We start from the raw sequence: 17,595 nt of genomic DNA on the forward strand, positions 1-17,595 counted from the left end.
TTGCACAAGAAAATTCTGGATTGTGGAACAGGCATCTTGCCTGTTCCAGATTGTTGGCAACAGGCAAGATGCCTGTTGCACAAGAAAATTCTGGATTGTGGAACAGGCATCTTGCCTGTTCCAGATTGTTGGCAACAGGCAAGATGCCTGTTCCACCTTGATTTTGTGGAACAGGCAAGATGCCTGTTCATAATGGCCGAGATTTGTGCGATCGCATTTAACTCAACACCAATATATAATTGTAAAAATTGCTTAACAAAACTACATCATCCCCACGAGAATCAATCTCATCAATTATCTGGAGCCATCCCCATGCAGCTAAAGCTTACCGATTCAAAACTGCCTTTTGCCCCGCTGTTGCTCATTGCGCCGTTTTTCCTGTGGGGAACCGCGATGGTAGCCATGAAGGGGGTGATGCCACACACAACGCCGCTGTTTGTGGCATTCGTGCGTTTAGTACCTGCGGGTGTGTTGGTGCTGCTGGCGGCGGCATTCATGGGAAAACCGCAGCCGCAGGGTTGGAAAGCTTGGCTGTGGATTTCGCTGTTTGCTTTGGTTGACGCTACTTTGTTTCAAGGCTTTTTAGCCGAAGGTTTGGCGAGAACCGGTGCGGGTTTGGGTTCGGTGATGATTGATTCTCAACCGCTAGCTGTGGCGATTTTGTGCTTGTGGCTGTTTCAAGAAAAAATTGGTTTTTGGGGCTGGTTGGGATTAGTTATTGGCGTTGCGGGCATCAGTTTGATCGGGTTGCCGGATGGCTGGATTTTGGGGCTTTTTCATCCTGAAAACAGGGAGGTTTCTGCGGGTATCGAACAGTTGTTTCAGGGTGGAGAATGGTTGATGCTGTTGGCTGCTTTGTCGATGGCTGTGGGTACGGTTTTGGTGCGCTGGGTTTGCCGTTATGTTGATCCGGTGGTGGCGACTGGTTGGCACATGATTTTGGGCGGTTTGCCGCTGTTGGCAATTTCGGCGGCAACTGAGTCTGAGCAGTTTGTGAATATCGATTTTTCCGGCTGGATGGCGTTAGCTTATTCTACTGTGTTCGGAAGTGCGATCGCCTACGGTTTATTCTTTTATTTTGCTTCGAGTGGCAGTCTAACAAGTTTAAGTTCTCTTACCTTTCTTACGCCTGTATTTGCTTTGCTGTTCGGCAATTTGTTTTTGGGCGAAGTGCTCAATCCGCTACAATCGATGGGAGTTGGGCTGACTTTGGTGAGTATTTATTTGATTAATCAGCGGGATACTTTGGGTGATAAATTGAAGAAAATGCGGCACGGTGAAGCGAGTGCAGAAGTTGAAGCAACAGGATTATTAGAGTCGTCAGAGTTGAATTCTGTAGAATTACCCGTGCAGTTGCGGGTTAGCGAATTGGAATCAGAAGTTTAGCGCTTTAAGAAATTTAGGGAGAATCAGTTAATTCTTGAATTAACTGATTTGGAGTTACAATCCTAGGAGTAGTAACCGGAAAATCTCGCGGGTTGCGGGTGACAATGGCATCAATTCGATTGATTACAGCAGTGCTGTACTGAATCGCATCTTCAAAATCCTTGAAGTTGCAAGTTAATGCCATTGAAATAACAGAGTTATCTACTGTTGCTACTTGACCAAATGTGGCTAACTGCCGCAAAAAATCCAGCGTCCAATCGCGGCCTCTGTCTCTGCGGATGATATAGTAAAGGTCGCTAAAAGTTGAGGCTGAAATATAGCCTTGAATTTGTGCTTGTTCAACAAAAGTTAAAATGCGATCGCTCTCAGCAAAGAAAGGTTCTCGATCGAGCGCAACATCTACTATTATATTGGTGTCTATCAGGATTTTCACAAGTTATGTTTTTCCTTTAAATATTCCCATTTTGCTTGTTTGTCTGGATCGTCAAAATCCAGCGGTTCCGGTACAGCATCTCGATCGAATAAACCTTGAAATGCCTTCACGTTAGTTTTAAACTTTTTTTGAGGTGCTTCAGGTGCGATCGCATTTTCTGACGCGCTGGCTTGTTTAACCGTATCAGGTAGCTGCAAGACGATGATTTCTACATCTCCCGGCGGCATATTCACAGGTTCCACAACTACCAAGTTGCCAGTTGCATCGATTTTACCTCTAAGTTTGTATGCTTGCATGGTAATCTCCGATAACTATGTTTCTATTATATGACATAATAACTTGCTTCCTTACCAATCCTCTTCACCACCAATCTTAATGTCTCTGCTTTGAATCTCTTCTATAAAAGTTTTTAAACTGGGATTTTCTGAGTAATGCTTCATCAAAATTTTATGCTTGCGATATGGTTTTGAAATTATTCGATAATATTCAGGATTTTTAGCATTAGCGTCGATCGTAAACTTGTGTTTTTTCGTAAGTTCCTGATTAAAAGTATCGAGGCAGTTCTTAACTTTAGCTTGTTTCTTCTTGTCTGTATAATACAGGGGCAGCAACCAACACTCAATAGAATGTACGGAGATGGCAAATATAATTTGTTGTTGATATCTGCTGTAAAAATCATCGCCGATCGCATCTCTAAACTTTTCAATAACTTTTTCAATGAACTGCTGAGGAGTAAATTCACCGTTTTCATCTTGTTTTGCTACACCATAATCTTCTGAAACATCCGTATCTATCTGAATAATGATATAGTCAATAAATTGCAATGCTTCTTGAAAATCTCTTGACTTACAATAATCAAAAACTAGAGTCCAGCCGCCGTATGTGGATTTATTCTCATTGTCTTTATCTCTTTCTGGTTGAAGCGGTCTAATATCTAGATCGGGATTCTTGAAATATCCTGCTAAAATATTTTCAATCACAATCTGGTCAGTCAATCCCTCAGTAATTAATCCAAAACTAATCATATTAAAAATTTTTAGGAAGCCCTCCGATATAGCCCCTCAAAAACGCCTCGGATAATTTTACAGGTTCTTGTCCCTCTAGAGGTTTAGGTTTGAGAATGCGTCTAGCTTTAGTGTAACCTAATTGGTTGCGGGAAATCACAAACAGTCGCTGTTCGTCATCATCTAAATCCAAACCGTCCAAAACTGCCGGGTTGTGAGTGGTAAAAATTACTTGTTTGTCGTGTTTTTTTGCTAATTCGACTAATTCTTGGATTAATCGGCGGCATAATCTGGGGTTGAGAGAAGCGTCAATGTTATCTATTGCAAAAAATTTAGGCGTGATATCGCTAATAAATAAAGCGAAGTAAAAAAGCAAGAATAAAAAGCCTTCATTAGAACTTCTTTGATCGAAGTAAGCTAAACCTGGATCTAAGTATCTATCTTTAATTTGGAGAGAGTTTTGAATACTTGATAAATTGGGAGGAGCTTCAAAATCTTGAAACCAATCTATCAATTGCAGTTTTTTATTGATTTCATTAAGCTGCTCCTGGTTATCTGAATTCAAAACTTTTAATAGTTTAAACAAGCCTTCTCCATTAATCCCTAATGGTTGAATTTGCCCTTCTTTTTCAAAAGTACGTAAGGCGATATTTTCAGGAGAGTAAATGATAAATTGCTGTATTTTAAGTGTTCTGATATTTGTTTTGCGGCTAGATTGATATTGTTCATTTCGGCTGTCTAAAAAACTATTATATTCCCAAGCAGGAAGCTGCCTATATGCTTTTTCTAAATTCCGTTCGTATTCTGAAACCCCATAGTAAAAATGATTTCTCCATCGACCATAGGGTGTATTATCGTTATTTAAAATAAAGCTTATTTTTATTGTGTCATTATTTCCTCTAATTTCAATGCTGATATCTTTATCTAAATTTTCCTTTTCAAAAGCCGATCGCATAAATTGAGGTTCTGTCACTCTGATGCCCCGAGAAGCTAAAAACTCGTTATCCAGCTTATCATCTGCCGCAGCAGAAGCAAGGGCGATCGCCTCTAGGATATTGCTTTTGCCACAGCCATTTTCACCAATCAATACGGTGACTCGTCCTAATTCTAGCTTCAGCTTTTGAATGGACTTATAATTTTCGATTCTGACTTCTCCAATCATAATTCAATCCCATATAATCTTAGTGTACTCATTGTATCTCCGATCGCATGAATCTCAAAGAACGCTTGCACAGCCATCTGATTCAAATTGTACGCGATCGCAACCCATACCTCGCATCCGAAGGGCATTTTTATGCCCAGCAATACATCCGCGAACAGTTGGCACAGTGGGGAACTGTAGAAATTGACGATTTTTCGGTTCGCGGCCGAATTCATCACAATTTGATTTTGGATTTACCCCCCCTCAGTCCCCCCCTTGCTAAGGGGGGGAAGCAAGAAAAGAAGCAAGAAAAGCCGATCGTAATTGGTGCTCATTACGATACTGTACCCGGATCGCCTGGGGCCGATGATAATGCTACTGGTGTTGCTGTTTTGCTGGAACTCGCAAGGGATATCGCATCTGGGCCGCTCAAATATCCAGTGCAATTAGTCGCCTTTGATATGGAAGAATACGGTTATTTGGGAAGCAGTCATCATGCAGCTAAATACAAGCAACAGCAAAAGTCAATCCGGTTAATGATTTCTTTGGAAATGTTGGGTTATTGCAACCATAATCCTAATTCTCAAAGCTATCCCGCTGGCTTGAAATATTTTTATCCAAATAGTGGCAATTTTATTGCTTTAATTGGCACTTTGCGGACGGTTCCCGATTTGATTAATTTGAGTGGCAAAATTCGCAAATCGGGTCAGCCCTGCGAGTGGCTGCCGGTGCCGAATCGAGGTTTAATTGTCCCCGATACTCGCCGCAGCGATCATGTTCCTTTTTGGGATAATGGTTATCCGGCTATTATGGTGACTGATACTGCTAATATGCGAAATCCGCATTATCATCGAGAAAGCGATAGGATTGAGACTTTGGATTTGGATTTTCTGGCTGGTGTTTGTCAGGGATTGGTTGAGGCTATTCGATATATATAGCAGTTTTATTTTAACGAACCGCGAAGGCGCGAAGGGCGCGAAGGAATAAGAAAGAAGATGAGAGAGAAACAGATATGAGTTTTATGAGTCTGAGGTTCTGAATTTTATGAAATTTATGAATTGACTTTCCGATAATTTTGTTGAATAATTCGGAATCAGTCAAACAACAAAACTCAGGAAAAAGATATGAATGCTGATTTTTCCGATCGCACTCGCTGGCAATTTTGGATAGATCGCGGTGGCACTTTTACCGATATTGTCGCCCAGAGTCCCGACGGTAAGTTAGTTATTCACAAGCTGCTGTCGGAAAACCCGGAACGCTACACAGACGCAGCAGTGCAAGGAATTCGCGACATTTTGGGAATTGCCGCAGATGTCCCCATACCCGCTGCACAAATTGAAGCGATTAAAATGGGGACGACGGTGGCGACAAATGCTTTACTGGAACGAAAGGGCGATCGTACAATTCTGTTAATCACCAAAGGTTTCCGCGATGCGCTGAGAATTGGCTATCAAAACCGCCCGAATATTTTCGCGCGTCACATTGTTTTGCCCCAGATGCTGTACGATCGAGTTATTGAAGTTGCAGAACGCTACAGCGCTCAAGGTGAGGAGTTAACTGCTGTCAATCCCGAGTTTATCCCGTGTTTGCAGCAAGCATACGATGAGGGAATTCGCAGTTGTGCGATCGTATTCATGCACGGCTACCGCTACTCGGAACACGAAAAACAAGTTGCTAAAATAGCCCGAGAAATTGGCTTTACTCAAATTTCAGTATCTCACGAAGTTAGCCCGCTGATGAAATTAGTTTCGCGGGGAGATACTGCGGTTGTCGATGCTTATTTATCTCCGATTTTACGTCGATACGTCGAACAAGTAACCAGTCAATTATCTGTAGGGGCGGTGCCCCCGTGCCCGCCCTCTTCCTCCCCGTGCCCGCCCTCCCCGTGCCCGCCCTCATCCTCCTCCCCGTGCCCGCCCCCCAAATTAATGTTCATGCAGTCGAATGGCGGCTTAGTGGACGCGGCACAATTTCAAGGAAAAAACAGTATTTTATCCGGGCCTGCTGGGGGAATTGTCGGTGCAGTTCAAACCAGCAAAAAGGCAGGTTTTGATAAAATTATTACCTTTGATATGGGCGGAACTTCGACAGATGTTGCCCATTTTAACGGCGAATACGAACGCGAATTTGAGACGGAAATTGCTGGGGTGAGATTGCGATCGCCCGTGATGGCAATTCACACTGTAGCAGCCGGCGGCGGTTCAATTGTCTTTTTTGACGGGACTCGCTACCGCGTCGGGCCGGAGTCTGCAGGGGCCAGTCCTGGGCCTGCTTGCTATCGCAAAGGCGGCCCCTTGACGGTGACTGATTGCAATGTGATGTTGGGGAAAATTCAACCGGATTTTTTCCCGAAAGTATTTGGATTGAATGGAGATTTGCCGATCGCCCCTGACGTAGTACGGCAAAAATTTGTGCAATTAGCGGGGGAAATTGGGGGCGAGAGGACGGCCCAAGAGGTGGCGGAGGGTTTTTTGGCGATCGCTGTGGAAAAGATGGCAAATGCTGTCAAAAAAATCTCGCTTCAGCGCGGTTACGATGTTTCTGAGTATACATTGTGCTGTTTCGGCGGTGCGGGCGGTCAACACGCTTGTGCGATCGCCGATGCTTTGGGGATGAAACGGGTATTTATTCACCCTTATGCGGGTGTGTTGTCCGCTTACGGTATGGGTTTGGCTGATGTGCGGGCTATTCGCGAAAGGGCGATCGAGCAACAATTAAATGCAGAATTATTACCTGATTTACATTATATTTTAACCGAATTGGAGGCTGAGGGAAAGAGGGAATTGAACCGCAGAGGCGCAGAGAACACAGAGAATGAGTCAGAGGTTTTAGTTGTTAGCAAGTTGCACTTAAAATATCAGGGAAGTGACTCGGTTTTGGCGGTCAATTTTGCTGACAATATTGAGGCGATGCAAGCTGAATTTGAAGCAGCCCACCGACAGCGTTACAGTTTTATTATGCCAGAAAAACCGCTGATTGTGGAAGCGGTTTCGGTGGAAGTTGTAGAAAGAATGGATGTGCCGGAAGCATCCACAATTTCCCCCTCTTGTGGCACAGGCATCTTGCCTGTGCAACCACTTTTGCAGACAATGGATGTGCCGGAAGCATCCACAATTTCCCCTTCTTGTGGCACAGGCATCTTGCCTGTGCAACCACTTTTGCCGACAATGGATGTGCCGGAAGCATCCCAAATTTCCCCCTCTTGTGGCACAGGCATCTTGCCTGTGCAACCACTTTTGCCGACAATGGATGTGCCGGAAGCCTCCACAATTTCCCCCTCTTGTGGCACGGGCATCTTGCCTGTGCAACCAATTTCAACGGTGCAAATGTATGTTGCTGGCGGGTGGCGGGCAACGCCTGTTTATCAGAGAGACGATTTGCGATCGGGCGACTGCATAGAGGGCCCTGCTATGATTGTTGAAGCAACGGGAACTAATATCATAGAACCGGGCTGGGAAGGGGAAATCACCGAAAATAACGATTTAATTTTGAACCGCAGATGCACGCAGATGGACGCAGATAATATCCGCGTTCCTTCGGGTTTATCTGCGGCTAAATCAGATCCGGTTTTGCTGGAAATTTTTAATAATTTGTTTCGGGCGATCGCCGAACAAATGGGCGTCACATTGCAAAACACAAGTTCCTCAGTCAACATCAAAGAACGTCTCGACTTTTCCTGTGCAATTTTCGACAAAAACGGGCAATTAGTTGCCAACGCGCCGCACATTCCCGTACATCTAGGCTCGATGAGCGAAAGCGTTGAAGCTTTAATTTTAGCACAAGGCAATGCGATTCAACCGGGCGATGTTTATGTTTCTAACAATCCCTACAACGGCGGCACGCATTTACCAGATATCACCGTTATTACTCCAGTATTTGCTCATGATTCCTCCCTTCCTTTGTTTTATGTTGCCTCGCGGGGACACCACGCCGACATCGGCGGCATCACTCCCGGTTCCATGCCTCCTAACAGTACAACAGTAACTGAAGAAGGTGTATTGCTTGACAATTTCCTGTTAGTAAGCGAGGGCAATTTTCGAGAAAAAGAATTACTAGAAATTCTGACAGCGGGTAATTTTCCTGTTCGCAATTCCGCTCAAAATATAGCAGATTTGCAAGCACAAATTGCTGCTAACAAGCGCGGCGCAGAAGAACTTCTCAAGAGGGTAGAGCATTATGGATTAGAGACTGTGCAAGCTTATATGGGCTTCGTACAAGACAATGCGGAAGAGTCGGTACGCAGGGTAATTGATGTTTTGCAAGATGGCGACTTTACTTATCCGATGGATAGTGGCGGACAAATTAAGGTAGCGATTACAATTAACAAATCTGCGCGCAGTGCAAAAATAGATTTTACGGGCACTTCTGCTCAACAATCCAACAATTTTAATGCTCCCGCTGCGGTGTGCAAAGCCGCTGTTTTGTATGTTTTCCGCACATTAGTAGATGACGATATTCCTTTAAATGCGGGCTGTTTGAAACCTCTCGAAATCATCAATCCCGAAGGCTGTATGCTGAATCCTCGCTATCCAGCGGCGGTAGTTGCCGGAAATGTGGAAACATCGCAGAATATTACCGATGCTTTGTATTGTGCGTTGGGAGTGATGGCGGCTTCTCAGGGAACTATGAATAATTTTACCTTTGGAAATCAGCGCTATCAATATTATGAAACTATTTGCGGCGGTTCGGGCGCTGGTGCAAGTTTTGGTGGTACGGATGCGGTTCAAACTCACATGACTAATTCGCGTTTAACTGACCCAGAAGTATTAGAATGGCGGTTCCCGGTGTTGTTAGAAAGTTTTGCAATTCGGGCTAATAGTGGGGGGAATGGATCTCATCGTGGCGGTAATGGAGTTGTGCGGCGAGTGCGGTTTCGGGAGGCGATGACGGCGGGAATTTTATCGGGGCGACGGGTGATTTCTCCTTGCGGTTTGAATGGGGGTGAAGCGGGGAAAGTTGGACGGAATTATGTCGAAATGGTTGATGGAAAGGTTGAGGATTTGGGGAGTACGGCGATTGTGGAAATGCAGTCGGGGGATGTGTTTGTCATTGAGACTCCTGGGGGCGGAGGATATGGCGTTTTGTTTAAACAGTAATTGAGAACTAAACTATTGATGCGATCGCACATTTTTGCATGGCAATTCAACAGCAGTAATACCGGGCGCGATCGCATCCTAACAACCACTCGGCAATGCGAATTTACAGTCAAAAGCTTGCCAGAGCGTATTGACTGTCCTAACATAGTGGACGGTTTCACAAACCGAGTAACCTGAACAGTTCTTCTTTTTTGCGATCTTGCTCTACTAATTCTTCCAAAATGAACCAATAATTGACAACATTCTGGGCCGCATTGAGAGCAGATATGGCTCGTGTAGTAACAGAAACACCCGGTAAGATAAGAATCGTTGTTGATTCCGAATTAACTTCTTTAGCTCGACTCAAGCTTTTGAGCGTTGCTCCAAACCGCTCCAAAACGCCAGCAGTATCTATGCCTCCTTTAATTTCAACTGCGACTAGAATCTGTTCATTTCTGTAAACTCCAATGTCAGGTTCGCTGGCAAATACGATTCTCCGCCCATCTTTCAGTTGCATAACTTTTTCGTCAGAGTTACCTGTTTCATTAGAAATCCAGTCTTCCTCACGCAATCTCAACTGCACCATAGCTTTTATGAGAATTTCGACTTTGCTCCCCTTCGCATTCTGCCAGGAACCCTGAGCTTGCGAACCAGCAGCCATTCCACGCCATAAATCAAATTCGCGAGCGTCTATCTGTTCATCAGTTTCAACTAAATGGCTAATGATTTTATTTAAGTGCTGAGCTATATTCCCAGCCACCAACTCATCAGGGAAACCTTTGCCTTGCTCATAGCGAATGCTTGACAGTCCAACTTGCTTCATTGATTTTTGGGAAACCATTGCTAACATTCTGTAGTAGCCTACAGCACAAGATACACTAATCAAAACCTGGGGGTGAGCAAAGACAATCACGGGCTTGATGCCGCGGTGAATTACCTTATTCCAAGCTTTTTGAGAAATGCCCAGATTATCGCATTCCCACGGCAGTGTTTCCCCTTTTACCTGTTCAATTTGAGAGGCTGTCTCCAACATTCCCCATTCGTGCAGTTTTTGGTGAAAAAACTCACTCTTGGACAACTGATCGAGCAACCAAGCTTCGCGCCTATTCGATGATGCCATTACAGTCACCTATTCTTTATGCCAAATGAGCACGCTCTCGCGGACAGGAATTCGACCATATTTACCCATCTGCTGGGAACTGTTACCTTTGTAGCGGGCAACAATTACTTGCTCTACTCGAAAACCCAGCTCTTGGGCCATTTCTGAAAGCACTAAATCGACTGGGACTATCTCGCTGGCAAAACGCACGTTATCCACAACTACCGCTACTTTTGCACCGGGAGCTAGAATTTTGGCCCATTCGCAAATAGCTTTTTGCATATCCACAAAATAGGCTGTCAACATATCAGGAATGCGGGGATTATTTAATGCTTTCCCTTGCTGTCGGAGTATGTCTACAACTTCGGCGATTACAGGATTTGGCGGTTTGTCAAAAGCATCAATTTTTGATTCGATGTGCGATCGCAAAATCCCAAACCTCAACTCCTTTAACTCCTCAAAGTTCTTGACAAAGTTAAAGCACAGTTCCAGCGAATAGGTGCGGGTGTAGTCGTAACGGTTAGGATAGGGTGGAGATGTAATCAAAGCTGTGGGTTGTGTCTCAAAATTCACATTGCTCAAATTCCGAGTATCACCTAACTGAACTGCGGGAAGTGGCGCGGATTTCTTTTGCCCCCACAAACACCTTAAGGATAGAATATCTTCTTCAGCTTCATATACTTTCTGTTGCAGCATTTCCCCAGGATCTGGAATTAACTTATCCTGTTTCATGCGTAAAAATTGACCGTCTTTTGCCGTGTAGCTGCAAGGCTCTAAAATAGCCAAAAACAGCAGTTGAAAAATTTCTCGCAAGGGTGAAGATAAACTTTCAATAGCGCTTTTCCACTGGCGCAATTTGAGCAGCGTTGCTTCTGGAAAAGCGACTTGCATAATCTTGACATCCATTGCCACCTCAGCGGGTTCTGCTTTGTCTGCCTTAGCTTTGAGTTCGGCAAAAGTTTTTCGCAGAGTTTGGGGTTCTACTGAACAGAAAAGGGGTAGCGTCCCAGCAATAAAGGTAGCTATTGGCAGTCTATCTATTCCTAATGCGGGGACATTGTGCTGCATAGCTGTAAATAAAGTTGTCCCCATGCCGCAGAAAGGCTCAAATAAATAATCCTTTTCTGTTAATCCAAAACGGTGAATAAATTGCTTGACTAAAGCAAAGGAAAATGCTTCTTTGTAGCGGAAGAGGCGGAGAACTGGCAAGCTTTTGTTGCCTGCGTAGGATACGAGTTGTCCCAGTCGCAGTTCTTCACTCATGTACGGCGCAAATTTTGCTTCGATGCGATCGCGTTCAGCACAATTGGCAGTTTCCGCAGGACTCGCCATGATCTCTGCTTCTGGGAATAAACTTAACTGTTTCACTGCGTTTTGTCTCCTGATGGCGGACCTCGCCTTTGCTGTGTCTTCTGTCAAGTTTACTGCGAAGTCGCTAGCTTTTTAGAAATTCACCCAACTGGGTCATCTAGAGTAGGACTTACGCATTGCGAACGGTAAATTGTCATTCACAAGCTAAGCGCAAAGAATCTCGGAGCTCCTTCGCGCTTAGCCCTGGATGACATCGGAGTTAGTCCTGTAGAGGTGAAAACTAATGAGATCCATCGCACATCGCCCCGACAAAATCACCCTCAACTCTGGAACATCGAGCGACAAATCGTGTAGAATCGGGCTGCACCAGCATTTATTCCCAAAACCTTTCCAGAACAATTGTGCAAACACCTAATTTTTCAGAACTCAACCATCCTGTGGTCAAATCCCTGTTTCACCACAGTGATCAGGAATTATTGACTCTGTTTCAAAACCATCCCGATCAAGGTAGGTTCTTCACGGCAATTTTTTGCCGCTATGCTCAAATTGTACACTCCCTGATTCGCCATTCCGTGCGATCGCCCGTACAAGGCGATTACCTGTTTGCCCACACTTGGCTGCACATCTATCACGAACTCCGAGGCCTCGATTTGCGCCGCGAAATCCAAGAGTCTGATGGCGGGAATCTCAGTCTCCAAAACTGGCTGATTAATGTCACCGCAGTCTGCATAAATCAAGCTGAATTGCCCCCTGTTGAGTCGATTCACTACTCTTTGCAATCGGCTCCGCCTCCCCTATGGTGTTACGTCAAACAAGCCTTAGAATTGTTAGCGCCGCTGCCGCGTTTAGTGGTGTTGATGGCTCAGACTTTCCGCTGGAGCGAAACTCGAATTGCAGCTTATTTGCAAGCAGAAGGCGAAGCTATTTCGCCGGCTCAGGTAAAGGCTTTGCTGCAAAAAGGATATCAAAGTTTAGAATCAAACTTGCCGGAGGATATTCGGGCTATTTATCTAGATGAAAATCTCGATTATCAAGAAGCACTTGTCTAGATATACACGATATAAATCCGCCCTTTCTAGTTGTAGGGGCGGGTTTTACCCGAAATATTTGGTAGGACTAACAGCATCGTAAACCCGCCCTTTTGCGAGGAAGAAGGAAAAAATGGCAGTTTATCAAGTTCGGTTGGTGAATGAGGCTCTCGCGCTTGATCGCACGATCGCAGTACCAGACGACCAGTATATCTTAGATATGGCAGAAGATGCCGGCATCCGCTTGCCGAATGGATGCAAGCAAGGAGAGTGTTCTGCTTGCGTCGTCAAACTGCTGAGCGGTGAAATTGACCAAAGCGAACAAAAGTTTTTGAAGCCGTCAGAATTGCAAGCTGGCTACGCTGTTACTTGTGTGGCTTACCCGCTTTCTGACTGCACTTTGTTAACCCATCAAGAACAAGTTTTGTATCAAGCAGCTCTTTATTTTAAGTAATACGAAATCGGTGTTCAACCATCTTTTTTTTTAGTCTCTTAGAGAGGGACGGAAGTTTGTAGAGGAGCGAATTCTCTTCCCCCATAAAAGGTTTATCAAAGCAGATTTGGTTCATGTAAGGTGCGTGACTCTCCAGCATCTCGCTGTTAATTGAGTAACTAGAAAGTCACGCACCCTAACGAGTATAGATAAACCCGCCCTTATAAATTCAGCAATTCTACAATCCGCTGAAGCGGAATGTGCGCCCAATCCAAGCGGTAATTAAGTTCGTAGGCTAGCTCGCCAACCGCTTTTTCCAAAATGTAAGCATCTAGCAAAACTTGTAGTTCCGGTATAGATTTGGGCAAGAAATCTGCATCGGCTGCTGTTGCCAAATAGCTCTTAACAAAAGTGAGGCTGACCCAGCGGTGCCAAACGTTCGCCCACTGCTGCATCTCCGGGAGATTTTCCGGGCGAATCATCCCACTTTCTACTTCATTGCGGAGTGCCAAAGTAACAGCGTAACTTATAGATTGCAGCATTCCTGCAACATCTCGCAGAGGCGACCTCTTCATCCGCCGCTCGCTTAAGGGCCGATCGCGTTCTCCTCCGAAATCAATAATTACGAAGTCTTTGCCTGTATAAAGAACTTGCCCGAAATGAAAGTCCCCGTGACAGCGAATTCTATCGGCCGTGATTCTCAAGTTCAAAATAGACTTGAAACGTTCCATGAGCAAATCTTCGCGGTTGAGCAGCTTTTGCGCCGATTTTTGTATTTCTGGCGGCAGTTTGGACATCCGTTTTTTCAGATCCAGCAAAGTTCTTCCGGCCACATTTCTCATGTATTGATAGATGGAACGCTGGTAAAAGGAGGTGAAGCTTTCTGGGGCAAAAGCGGGATTTTCTGTGTCAGCAGCTAAAGCGAGGTGAAGTTCGGCTGTCCGCTTACCTAAAAGTTCCGCTGATGCTAAGTAAGAGCCGATGAGTTCGCGAGCTAATGCCGGAATTTCTAGGGATAAATCGGCTACTAGCGAGTTTTGCTGCCGCTGGGTTTGTCCGGTCAAAGCGTTCGGCAAATAATTTTCGGGGGCAGTAGATAAATTCTCGCCGGAATGCTTTGCTTCTACTGTCATTACTTGCTCGAAATAGTCGCGCAGTGTGTCTAATGTATAAGACCAAGCATCTACGCTGTCGGGGATTAATTTTTGTAGGATTCCGACTGTAAGGACTTGTTTTGCTGGTGTGTGATATTCCAATGCTCCGGCAATTGGAGCGTAGTGTTGGATCGAGTTGCCCTCTGTTAAAAAGCGTCCGATTTCTAATTCGGGGTTAATTCCTTCCTCGATTTTTCGCAATATTTTCAGGACGAAGCGGTCGCCGTAACCTGCGGATGTATTGCTTTGTTCTTTTTTGAACAGGTGAGGTTCGAGCTGCGCTAACTCTTCTTCTGATTTGAATGCACTGTCGGCAATTCCTAGCAGTTGACCTGCAACACCTCTGTAACTGCGAGAATTGGCGATCGTCCCCAGCAGCGCGCTCAGAAAACCTTTGTCCCCAGCAGCATCAAATAGTACCCCGACTTCCTTGTTGGTTTCTGGGAATTGCAGGCGCGCGATCGCCCGATCGTCCACATCGCCTTTAATCTCTTCCCACCCTAAAGGCAAAACGTAAGTTTCCGGCATACCTTCAGTATAATTCAACTGCAAGAACAGAATGTAAACTTGAGATTGCTCCCCCGCACTATCTTTACATTCAACCGGTACAACATCACTTATTTCTAATGATTGAATTGTCCTGTCTGTACCGCTAAACCAGCGATTGCGCCGCAGGTATCCCGGCAAAAGATTAAGCAGCATATCGCTTAACTGACTTGTAGCAAAAGCTGTTTTCCAATTGCCTATCACCGCCAAACTCGGCAAGTCTGTAGGATGACCGTGCAACGAAAAATCTTCGTGTTTAGCAGTAAGAGTAAACCAGTAAAAAGTGTGAGGGCTCAAGCTCAAAAAGTAAGGCTGCTCCCCAACGGCAGGAAACTCAGTGCGACCGAAAATCTCCACCGGAACAGCACCTTTAAAGGGCCCAAGGTCTAATTCTGCCGTCTGGACGAAGCGTGACAAATTAGCCACTACGAGGATGTGTTCGTCTTGATAAGTCCGTACAAAAGCTAAAACTTTGCGGTTTTCCGGGTACAGAAACTCGCAAGTTCCGCGGCCGAATGCTTGGAAGCGCTGCCTAATTGCAATCAGGCGTTTCATCCACCACCAAAGAGAACTCGGATTCGCCCGCTGCGCGTCCACGTTAACAGATTCGTAGTGATATTCAGGGTCAACAATTGGCGGTGCGTACAGCCGCTGCGGGTTCGCGCGGCTAAAACCGGCATTGCGATCGCCACTCCACTGCATCGGAGTTCTCACCCCGTTGCGATCGCCCAAATAGATATTGTCTCCCATGCCAATTTCATCGCCGTAGTAAAGCACCGGCGTACCCGGAAGAGACAGCAGCAAAGCATTCATCAACTCGATGCGGCGGCGGTTATTTCCCATCAAAGGAGCCAAGCGGCGGCGGATGCCCAAATTAATTCTAGCCTGAGTGTCTTGAGCGTAAACCCGATACATATAATCTCGGTCTTCATCACTCACCATTTCCAGCGTCAATTCATCGTGATTCCGCAAAAACAATGCCCACTGACAGTTATTGGGAATCTGCGGAGTTTGCTGGAGAATATCGCTAATTGGGAAGCTATCTTCCATATACAAAGCCATAAATAAACGCGGCATCAGCGGAAAATGAAAGTTCATGTGACATTCATCGCCGGCAGCGTAATATTGAACTGCATCCTCCGGCCACTGATTCGCCTCAGCCAGCAGCATCCGGTTCGGGAAATTCTCATCTACGTGCTTCCGCAATTGCTTCAGGAATACGTGAGTTTCTGGCAGGTTTTCGCAGTTAGTACCTTCGCGCTCGTACAGGTAAGGCACCGCATCCATTCGCAGTCCGTCTACTCCCAGTGCCAACCAGAAATCTACCACATCTAAGATGGCTTGGCGGACGGCCGGATTGTCGTAATTCAAATCGGGTTGGTGGGAATAAAAACGGTGCCAGTAATAAGCTTTTGCTACCGCATCCCAAGCCCAATTAGATGTTTCAAAATCTTGGAAAATAATCCGAGCATCTTGATATTTTTCCGGCGTGTCGCTCCACACATAAAAATCTCTTTCGTTACTGCCTTTTGGGGCGCGGCGTGCTCGCTGAAACCAAGCGTGCTGGTCGGAAGTGTGGTTGACAATTAACTCAATAATGACGCGAATTCCCCGCTGGTGCGCTGCTTCTAAAAGGTCTTTAAAGTCCTCTAATGTGCCGTAAATCGGGTTGACGGTAGTATAGTGAGATGTATCGTAGCCGTCGTCTCGGAGCGGCGACGGAAAAAATGGCAGTACCCAAATTGCTGTTACTCCCAAGTTTTGCAGGTAATCCAGTTTTTCTGTCAGTCCTCTAAAGTCGCCGATCCCGTCTGCATTGCTGTCTGCAAAAGCGCGAACTGGTACTTCGTAAATAATCGCGTCTTTGAACCACAACGGGTCGTTATTTAACATTGAGTTTGGCATGATTTGTAGCGATGATTGGTAATTAGTAATTTGTACTTAAAATTTGGTAATTGGGATTTGTTAGTTCCAATCCAAACTGATAAATCATAACTCATAATTTGGCCGCTATTCCTCATGCCAGCGGCAGACTTTTAATCGTAATTTATTAACGCAAAACTTATAATTTCTTAACTATAAACTCTCAACAATCTGTTTTGCTATTTCGGATACAGTTCACAATCCGGGTACTGTGCTAGCTACCGATGCGCGGTGCCCACCCTACCAAGGCGTGTCAACTTAAGCCTGAAACCCCTCTGTATCTCTCGCTGGTAGCCCAGTCTAGATCCCCCTAAATCCCCCTTGATAAGGGGAGTAGGGGTTGACTTTGAGAACACTCTTGTCCCCCCCTCTTATTAAGGGGGGCGGTTTCATTCTCACCAAAATCAGGCTTTTGTAGGGGCGATGCCCCCGTGCCCGCCCCCACCCACAGACGATTTCACAGGCGTTTGGGACATGGGGGCAACCACAGGGGGATTGCCCCTACCGAGAATGAAACCGCCCTGCTCTTATGAAGGGGAGCTAGGGGGGATCGAGCCCTTGTTGACACTAAGCACACCCTACAGACTCAGGATTAGGTGCGGTATTTACTACCTGCCGGACGGTTGCCACGACATTACAGTACCTTGACGTTTATTACTAATTTTTGTTACATTTATTTACATAAAGCAACAAAAGTTAAAGGAAAAGTAAAAATGACTATTGTAATCGCTCTTTTAATCGTCGGTTGGGTAGCAGCCTCAGTAATTGGCACTCAAGCATATTTCCTGGGCGAACAGTCAAAGCCTATCCACGAGCGGAATTGGAACGATGAGTCTTTTGAACAACTGGCAAAATCAGTGACGGGAACAGAAGTTGATTACCGCGTTCGCGTTCCCGCCTACAGCATGGATGCCTATGCGAGCCGCACCATCTCGAATTCTTGATATCAAGTAACAGGTTTCACCATTTTCAATAACAGGCATGATGCCTGTTCCTAATTTTCAATAACAGGCAGGATGCCTGTTCCACAAGAAAATGGATGGTTTGTGGAACAGGCATCTT

The 17,595-nt window shown here is 45.4% G+C and carries 13 protein-coding genes; 6 read left to right on the forward strand and 7 right to left on the reverse strand.

Going from position 1 to position 17,595, the window contains the following annotated elements:
* The first annotated feature begins 312 nt into the window (after window positions 1-312).
* Window positions 313-1,386, forward strand: a complete 1,074-nt coding sequence (locus tag QUB12_RS11860; protein WP_333306860.1) for a DMT family transporter — start codon at window positions 313-315, stop codon at window positions 1,384-1,386.
* Window positions 1,387-1,399: 13 nt separating this feature from the next.
* Here QUB12_RS11860 and QUB12_RS11865 read toward each other — a convergent pair whose 3' ends face one another.
* From QUB12_RS11865 to QUB12_RS11880, 4 genes are read right to left on the reverse strand one after another with little or no spacing between them, the layout of a single operon-like run.
* Complete coding sequence (locus QUB12_RS11865; protein WP_333306862.1) at window positions 1,400-1,819, reverse strand: PIN domain-containing protein; 420 nt, start codon at window positions 1,817-1,819, stop codon at window positions 1,400-1,402.
* Window positions 1,816-2,115 carry a hypothetical protein gene (locus tag QUB12_RS11870; protein ID WP_333033220.1) on the reverse strand — a complete coding sequence of 100 codons (300 nt, stop codon included), beginning with the start codon at window positions 2,113-2,115 and terminating at the stop codon, window positions 1,816-1,818. The genes QUB12_RS11865 and QUB12_RS11870 overlap by 4 nt, the downstream gene beginning before the upstream one ends.
* A 51-nt stretch (window positions 2,116-2,166) precedes the next feature.
* Window positions 2,167-2,844, reverse strand: a complete 678-nt coding sequence (locus QUB12_RS11875; protein WP_333141978.1) for a phage tail protein — start codon at window positions 2,842-2,844, stop codon at window positions 2,167-2,169.
* 1 nt (window position 2,845) lies between these two features.
* Window positions 2,846-3,985: an AAA family ATPase gene (locus tag QUB12_RS11880; RefSeq protein WP_333141979.1), complete on the reverse strand. Its 1,140-nt coding sequence runs from the start codon at window positions 3,983-3,985 to the stop codon at window positions 2,846-2,848.
* Window positions 3,986-4,032: 47 nt separating this feature from the next.
* On the opposite strand from QUB12_RS11880, the gene QUB12_RS11885 reads away from it, so the two are divergent.
* Both QUB12_RS11885 and QUB12_RS11890 read left to right on the forward strand, forming a co-directional pair.
* Window positions 4,033-4,902, forward strand: a complete 870-nt coding sequence (locus QUB12_RS11885) for a M28 family peptidase (protein ID WP_333306864.1) — start codon at window positions 4,033-4,035, stop codon at window positions 4,900-4,902.
* A 186-nt stretch (window positions 4,903-5,088) separates the two neighbouring features.
* On the forward strand, window positions 5,089-9,060 hold the full coding sequence (locus QUB12_RS11890) for a hydantoinase B/oxoprolinase family protein (RefSeq protein ID WP_333306866.1): 3,972 nt from the start codon (window positions 5,089-5,091) through the stop codon (window positions 9,058-9,060).
* 157 nt (window positions 9,061-9,217) lie between these two features.
* Here the strand turns inward: QUB12_RS11890 and QUB12_RS11895 are convergent, their stop codons facing one another.
* Both QUB12_RS11895 and QUB12_RS11900 read right to left on the reverse strand, forming a co-directional pair.
* The gene (locus tag QUB12_RS11895; protein ID WP_333103799.1) at window positions 9,218-10,159 is read right to left on the reverse strand and encodes an XcyI family restriction endonuclease; all 942 of its coding nucleotides are present in this window, start codon (window positions 10,157-10,159) and stop codon (window positions 9,218-9,220) included.
* Between the two features lie 9 nt (window positions 10,160-10,168).
* On the reverse strand, window positions 10,169-11,506 hold the full coding sequence (locus tag QUB12_RS11900) for a hypothetical protein (RefSeq protein WP_333141982.1): 1,338 nt from the start codon (window positions 11,504-11,506) through the stop codon (window positions 10,169-10,171).
* A gap of 344 nt (window positions 11,507-11,850) precedes the next feature.
* On the opposite strand from QUB12_RS11900, the gene QUB12_RS11905 reads away from it, so the two are divergent.
* Together QUB12_RS11905 and QUB12_RS11910 are read left to right on the forward strand one after the other, a co-directional pair.
* A complete protein-coding gene (locus tag QUB12_RS11905) occupies window positions 11,851-12,498 on the forward strand; it encodes an RNA polymerase sigma factor (RefSeq protein WP_006634336.1) in 648 nt (215 codons plus the stop codon).
* 112 nt (window positions 12,499-12,610) lie between these two features.
* Window positions 12,611-12,931 (forward strand): 2Fe-2S iron-sulfur cluster-binding protein, encoded by a 321-nt coding sequence (locus tag QUB12_RS11910; protein ID WP_333046751.1) that lies wholly within the window; start codon window positions 12,611-12,613, stop codon window positions 12,929-12,931.
* A gap of 200 nt (window positions 12,932-13,131) precedes the next feature.
* Here the strand turns inward: QUB12_RS11910 and treS are convergent, their stop codons facing one another.
* Window positions 13,132-16,503 (reverse strand): maltose alpha-D-glucosyltransferase, encoded by a 3,372-nt coding sequence (gene treS, locus QUB12_RS11915; protein WP_333300529.1) that lies wholly within the window; start codon window positions 16,501-16,503, stop codon window positions 13,132-13,134.
* 743 nt (window positions 16,504-17,246) lie between these two features.
* Between treS and QUB12_RS11920 the strand changes: the two genes are divergently transcribed.
* Window positions 17,247-17,477, forward strand: a complete 231-nt coding sequence (locus QUB12_RS11920) for a photosystem II protein, Psb35-related (RefSeq protein WP_333306869.1) — start codon at window positions 17,247-17,249, stop codon at window positions 17,475-17,477.
* Window positions 17,478-17,595: the final 118 nt, after the last annotated feature.

It is taken from the genome of Microcoleus sp. B7-D4, assembly GCF_036705125.1.
Taxonomy (GTDB): Bacteria; Cyanobacteriota; Cyanobacteriia; order Cyanobacteriales; family Microcoleaceae; genus Microcoleus.

What these genes read in the sequence shown, in the direction of transcription:
- QUB12_RS11860 (WP_333306860.1), top strand. Translation starts at nt 313, where the DNA reads ATGCAGCTAAAGCTTACCGATTCAAAACTGCCTTTTGCCCCGCTGTTG.
- QUB12_RS11870 (WP_333033220.1), bottom strand. Translation starts at nt 2,115, where the DNA reads ATGCAAGCATACAAACTTAGAGGTAAAATCGATGCAACTGGCAACTTG.
- QUB12_RS11875 (WP_333141978.1), bottom strand. Translation starts at nt 2,844, where the DNA reads ATGATTAGTTTTGGATTAATTACTGAGGGATTGACTGACCAGATTGTG.
- QUB12_RS11880 (WP_333141979.1), bottom strand. Translation starts at nt 3,985, where the DNA reads ATGATTGGAGAAGTCAGAATCGAAAATTATAAGTCCATTCAAAAGCTG.
- QUB12_RS11885 (WP_333306864.1), top strand. Translation starts at nt 4,033, where the DNA reads ATGAATCTCAAAGAACGCTTGCACAGCCATCTGATTCAAATTGTACGC.
- QUB12_RS11890 (WP_333306866.1), top strand. Translation starts at nt 5,089, where the DNA reads ATGAATGCTGATTTTTCCGATCGCACTCGCTGGCAATTTTGGATAGAT.
- QUB12_RS11895 (WP_333103799.1), bottom strand. Translation starts at nt 10,159, where the DNA reads ATGGCATCATCGAATAGGCGCGAAGCTTGGTTGCTCGATCAGTTGTCC.
- QUB12_RS11910 (WP_333046751.1), top strand. Translation starts at nt 12,611, where the DNA reads ATGGCAGTTTATCAAGTTCGGTTGGTGAATGAGGCTCTCGCGCTTGAT.
- treS (WP_333300529.1), bottom strand. Translation starts at nt 16,503, where the DNA reads ATGTTAAATAACGACCCGTTGTGGTTCAAAGACGCGATTATTTACGAA.
- QUB12_RS11920 (WP_333306869.1), top strand. Translation starts at nt 17,247, where the DNA reads ATGACTATTGTAATCGCTCTTTTAATCGTCGGTTGGGTAGCAGCCTCA.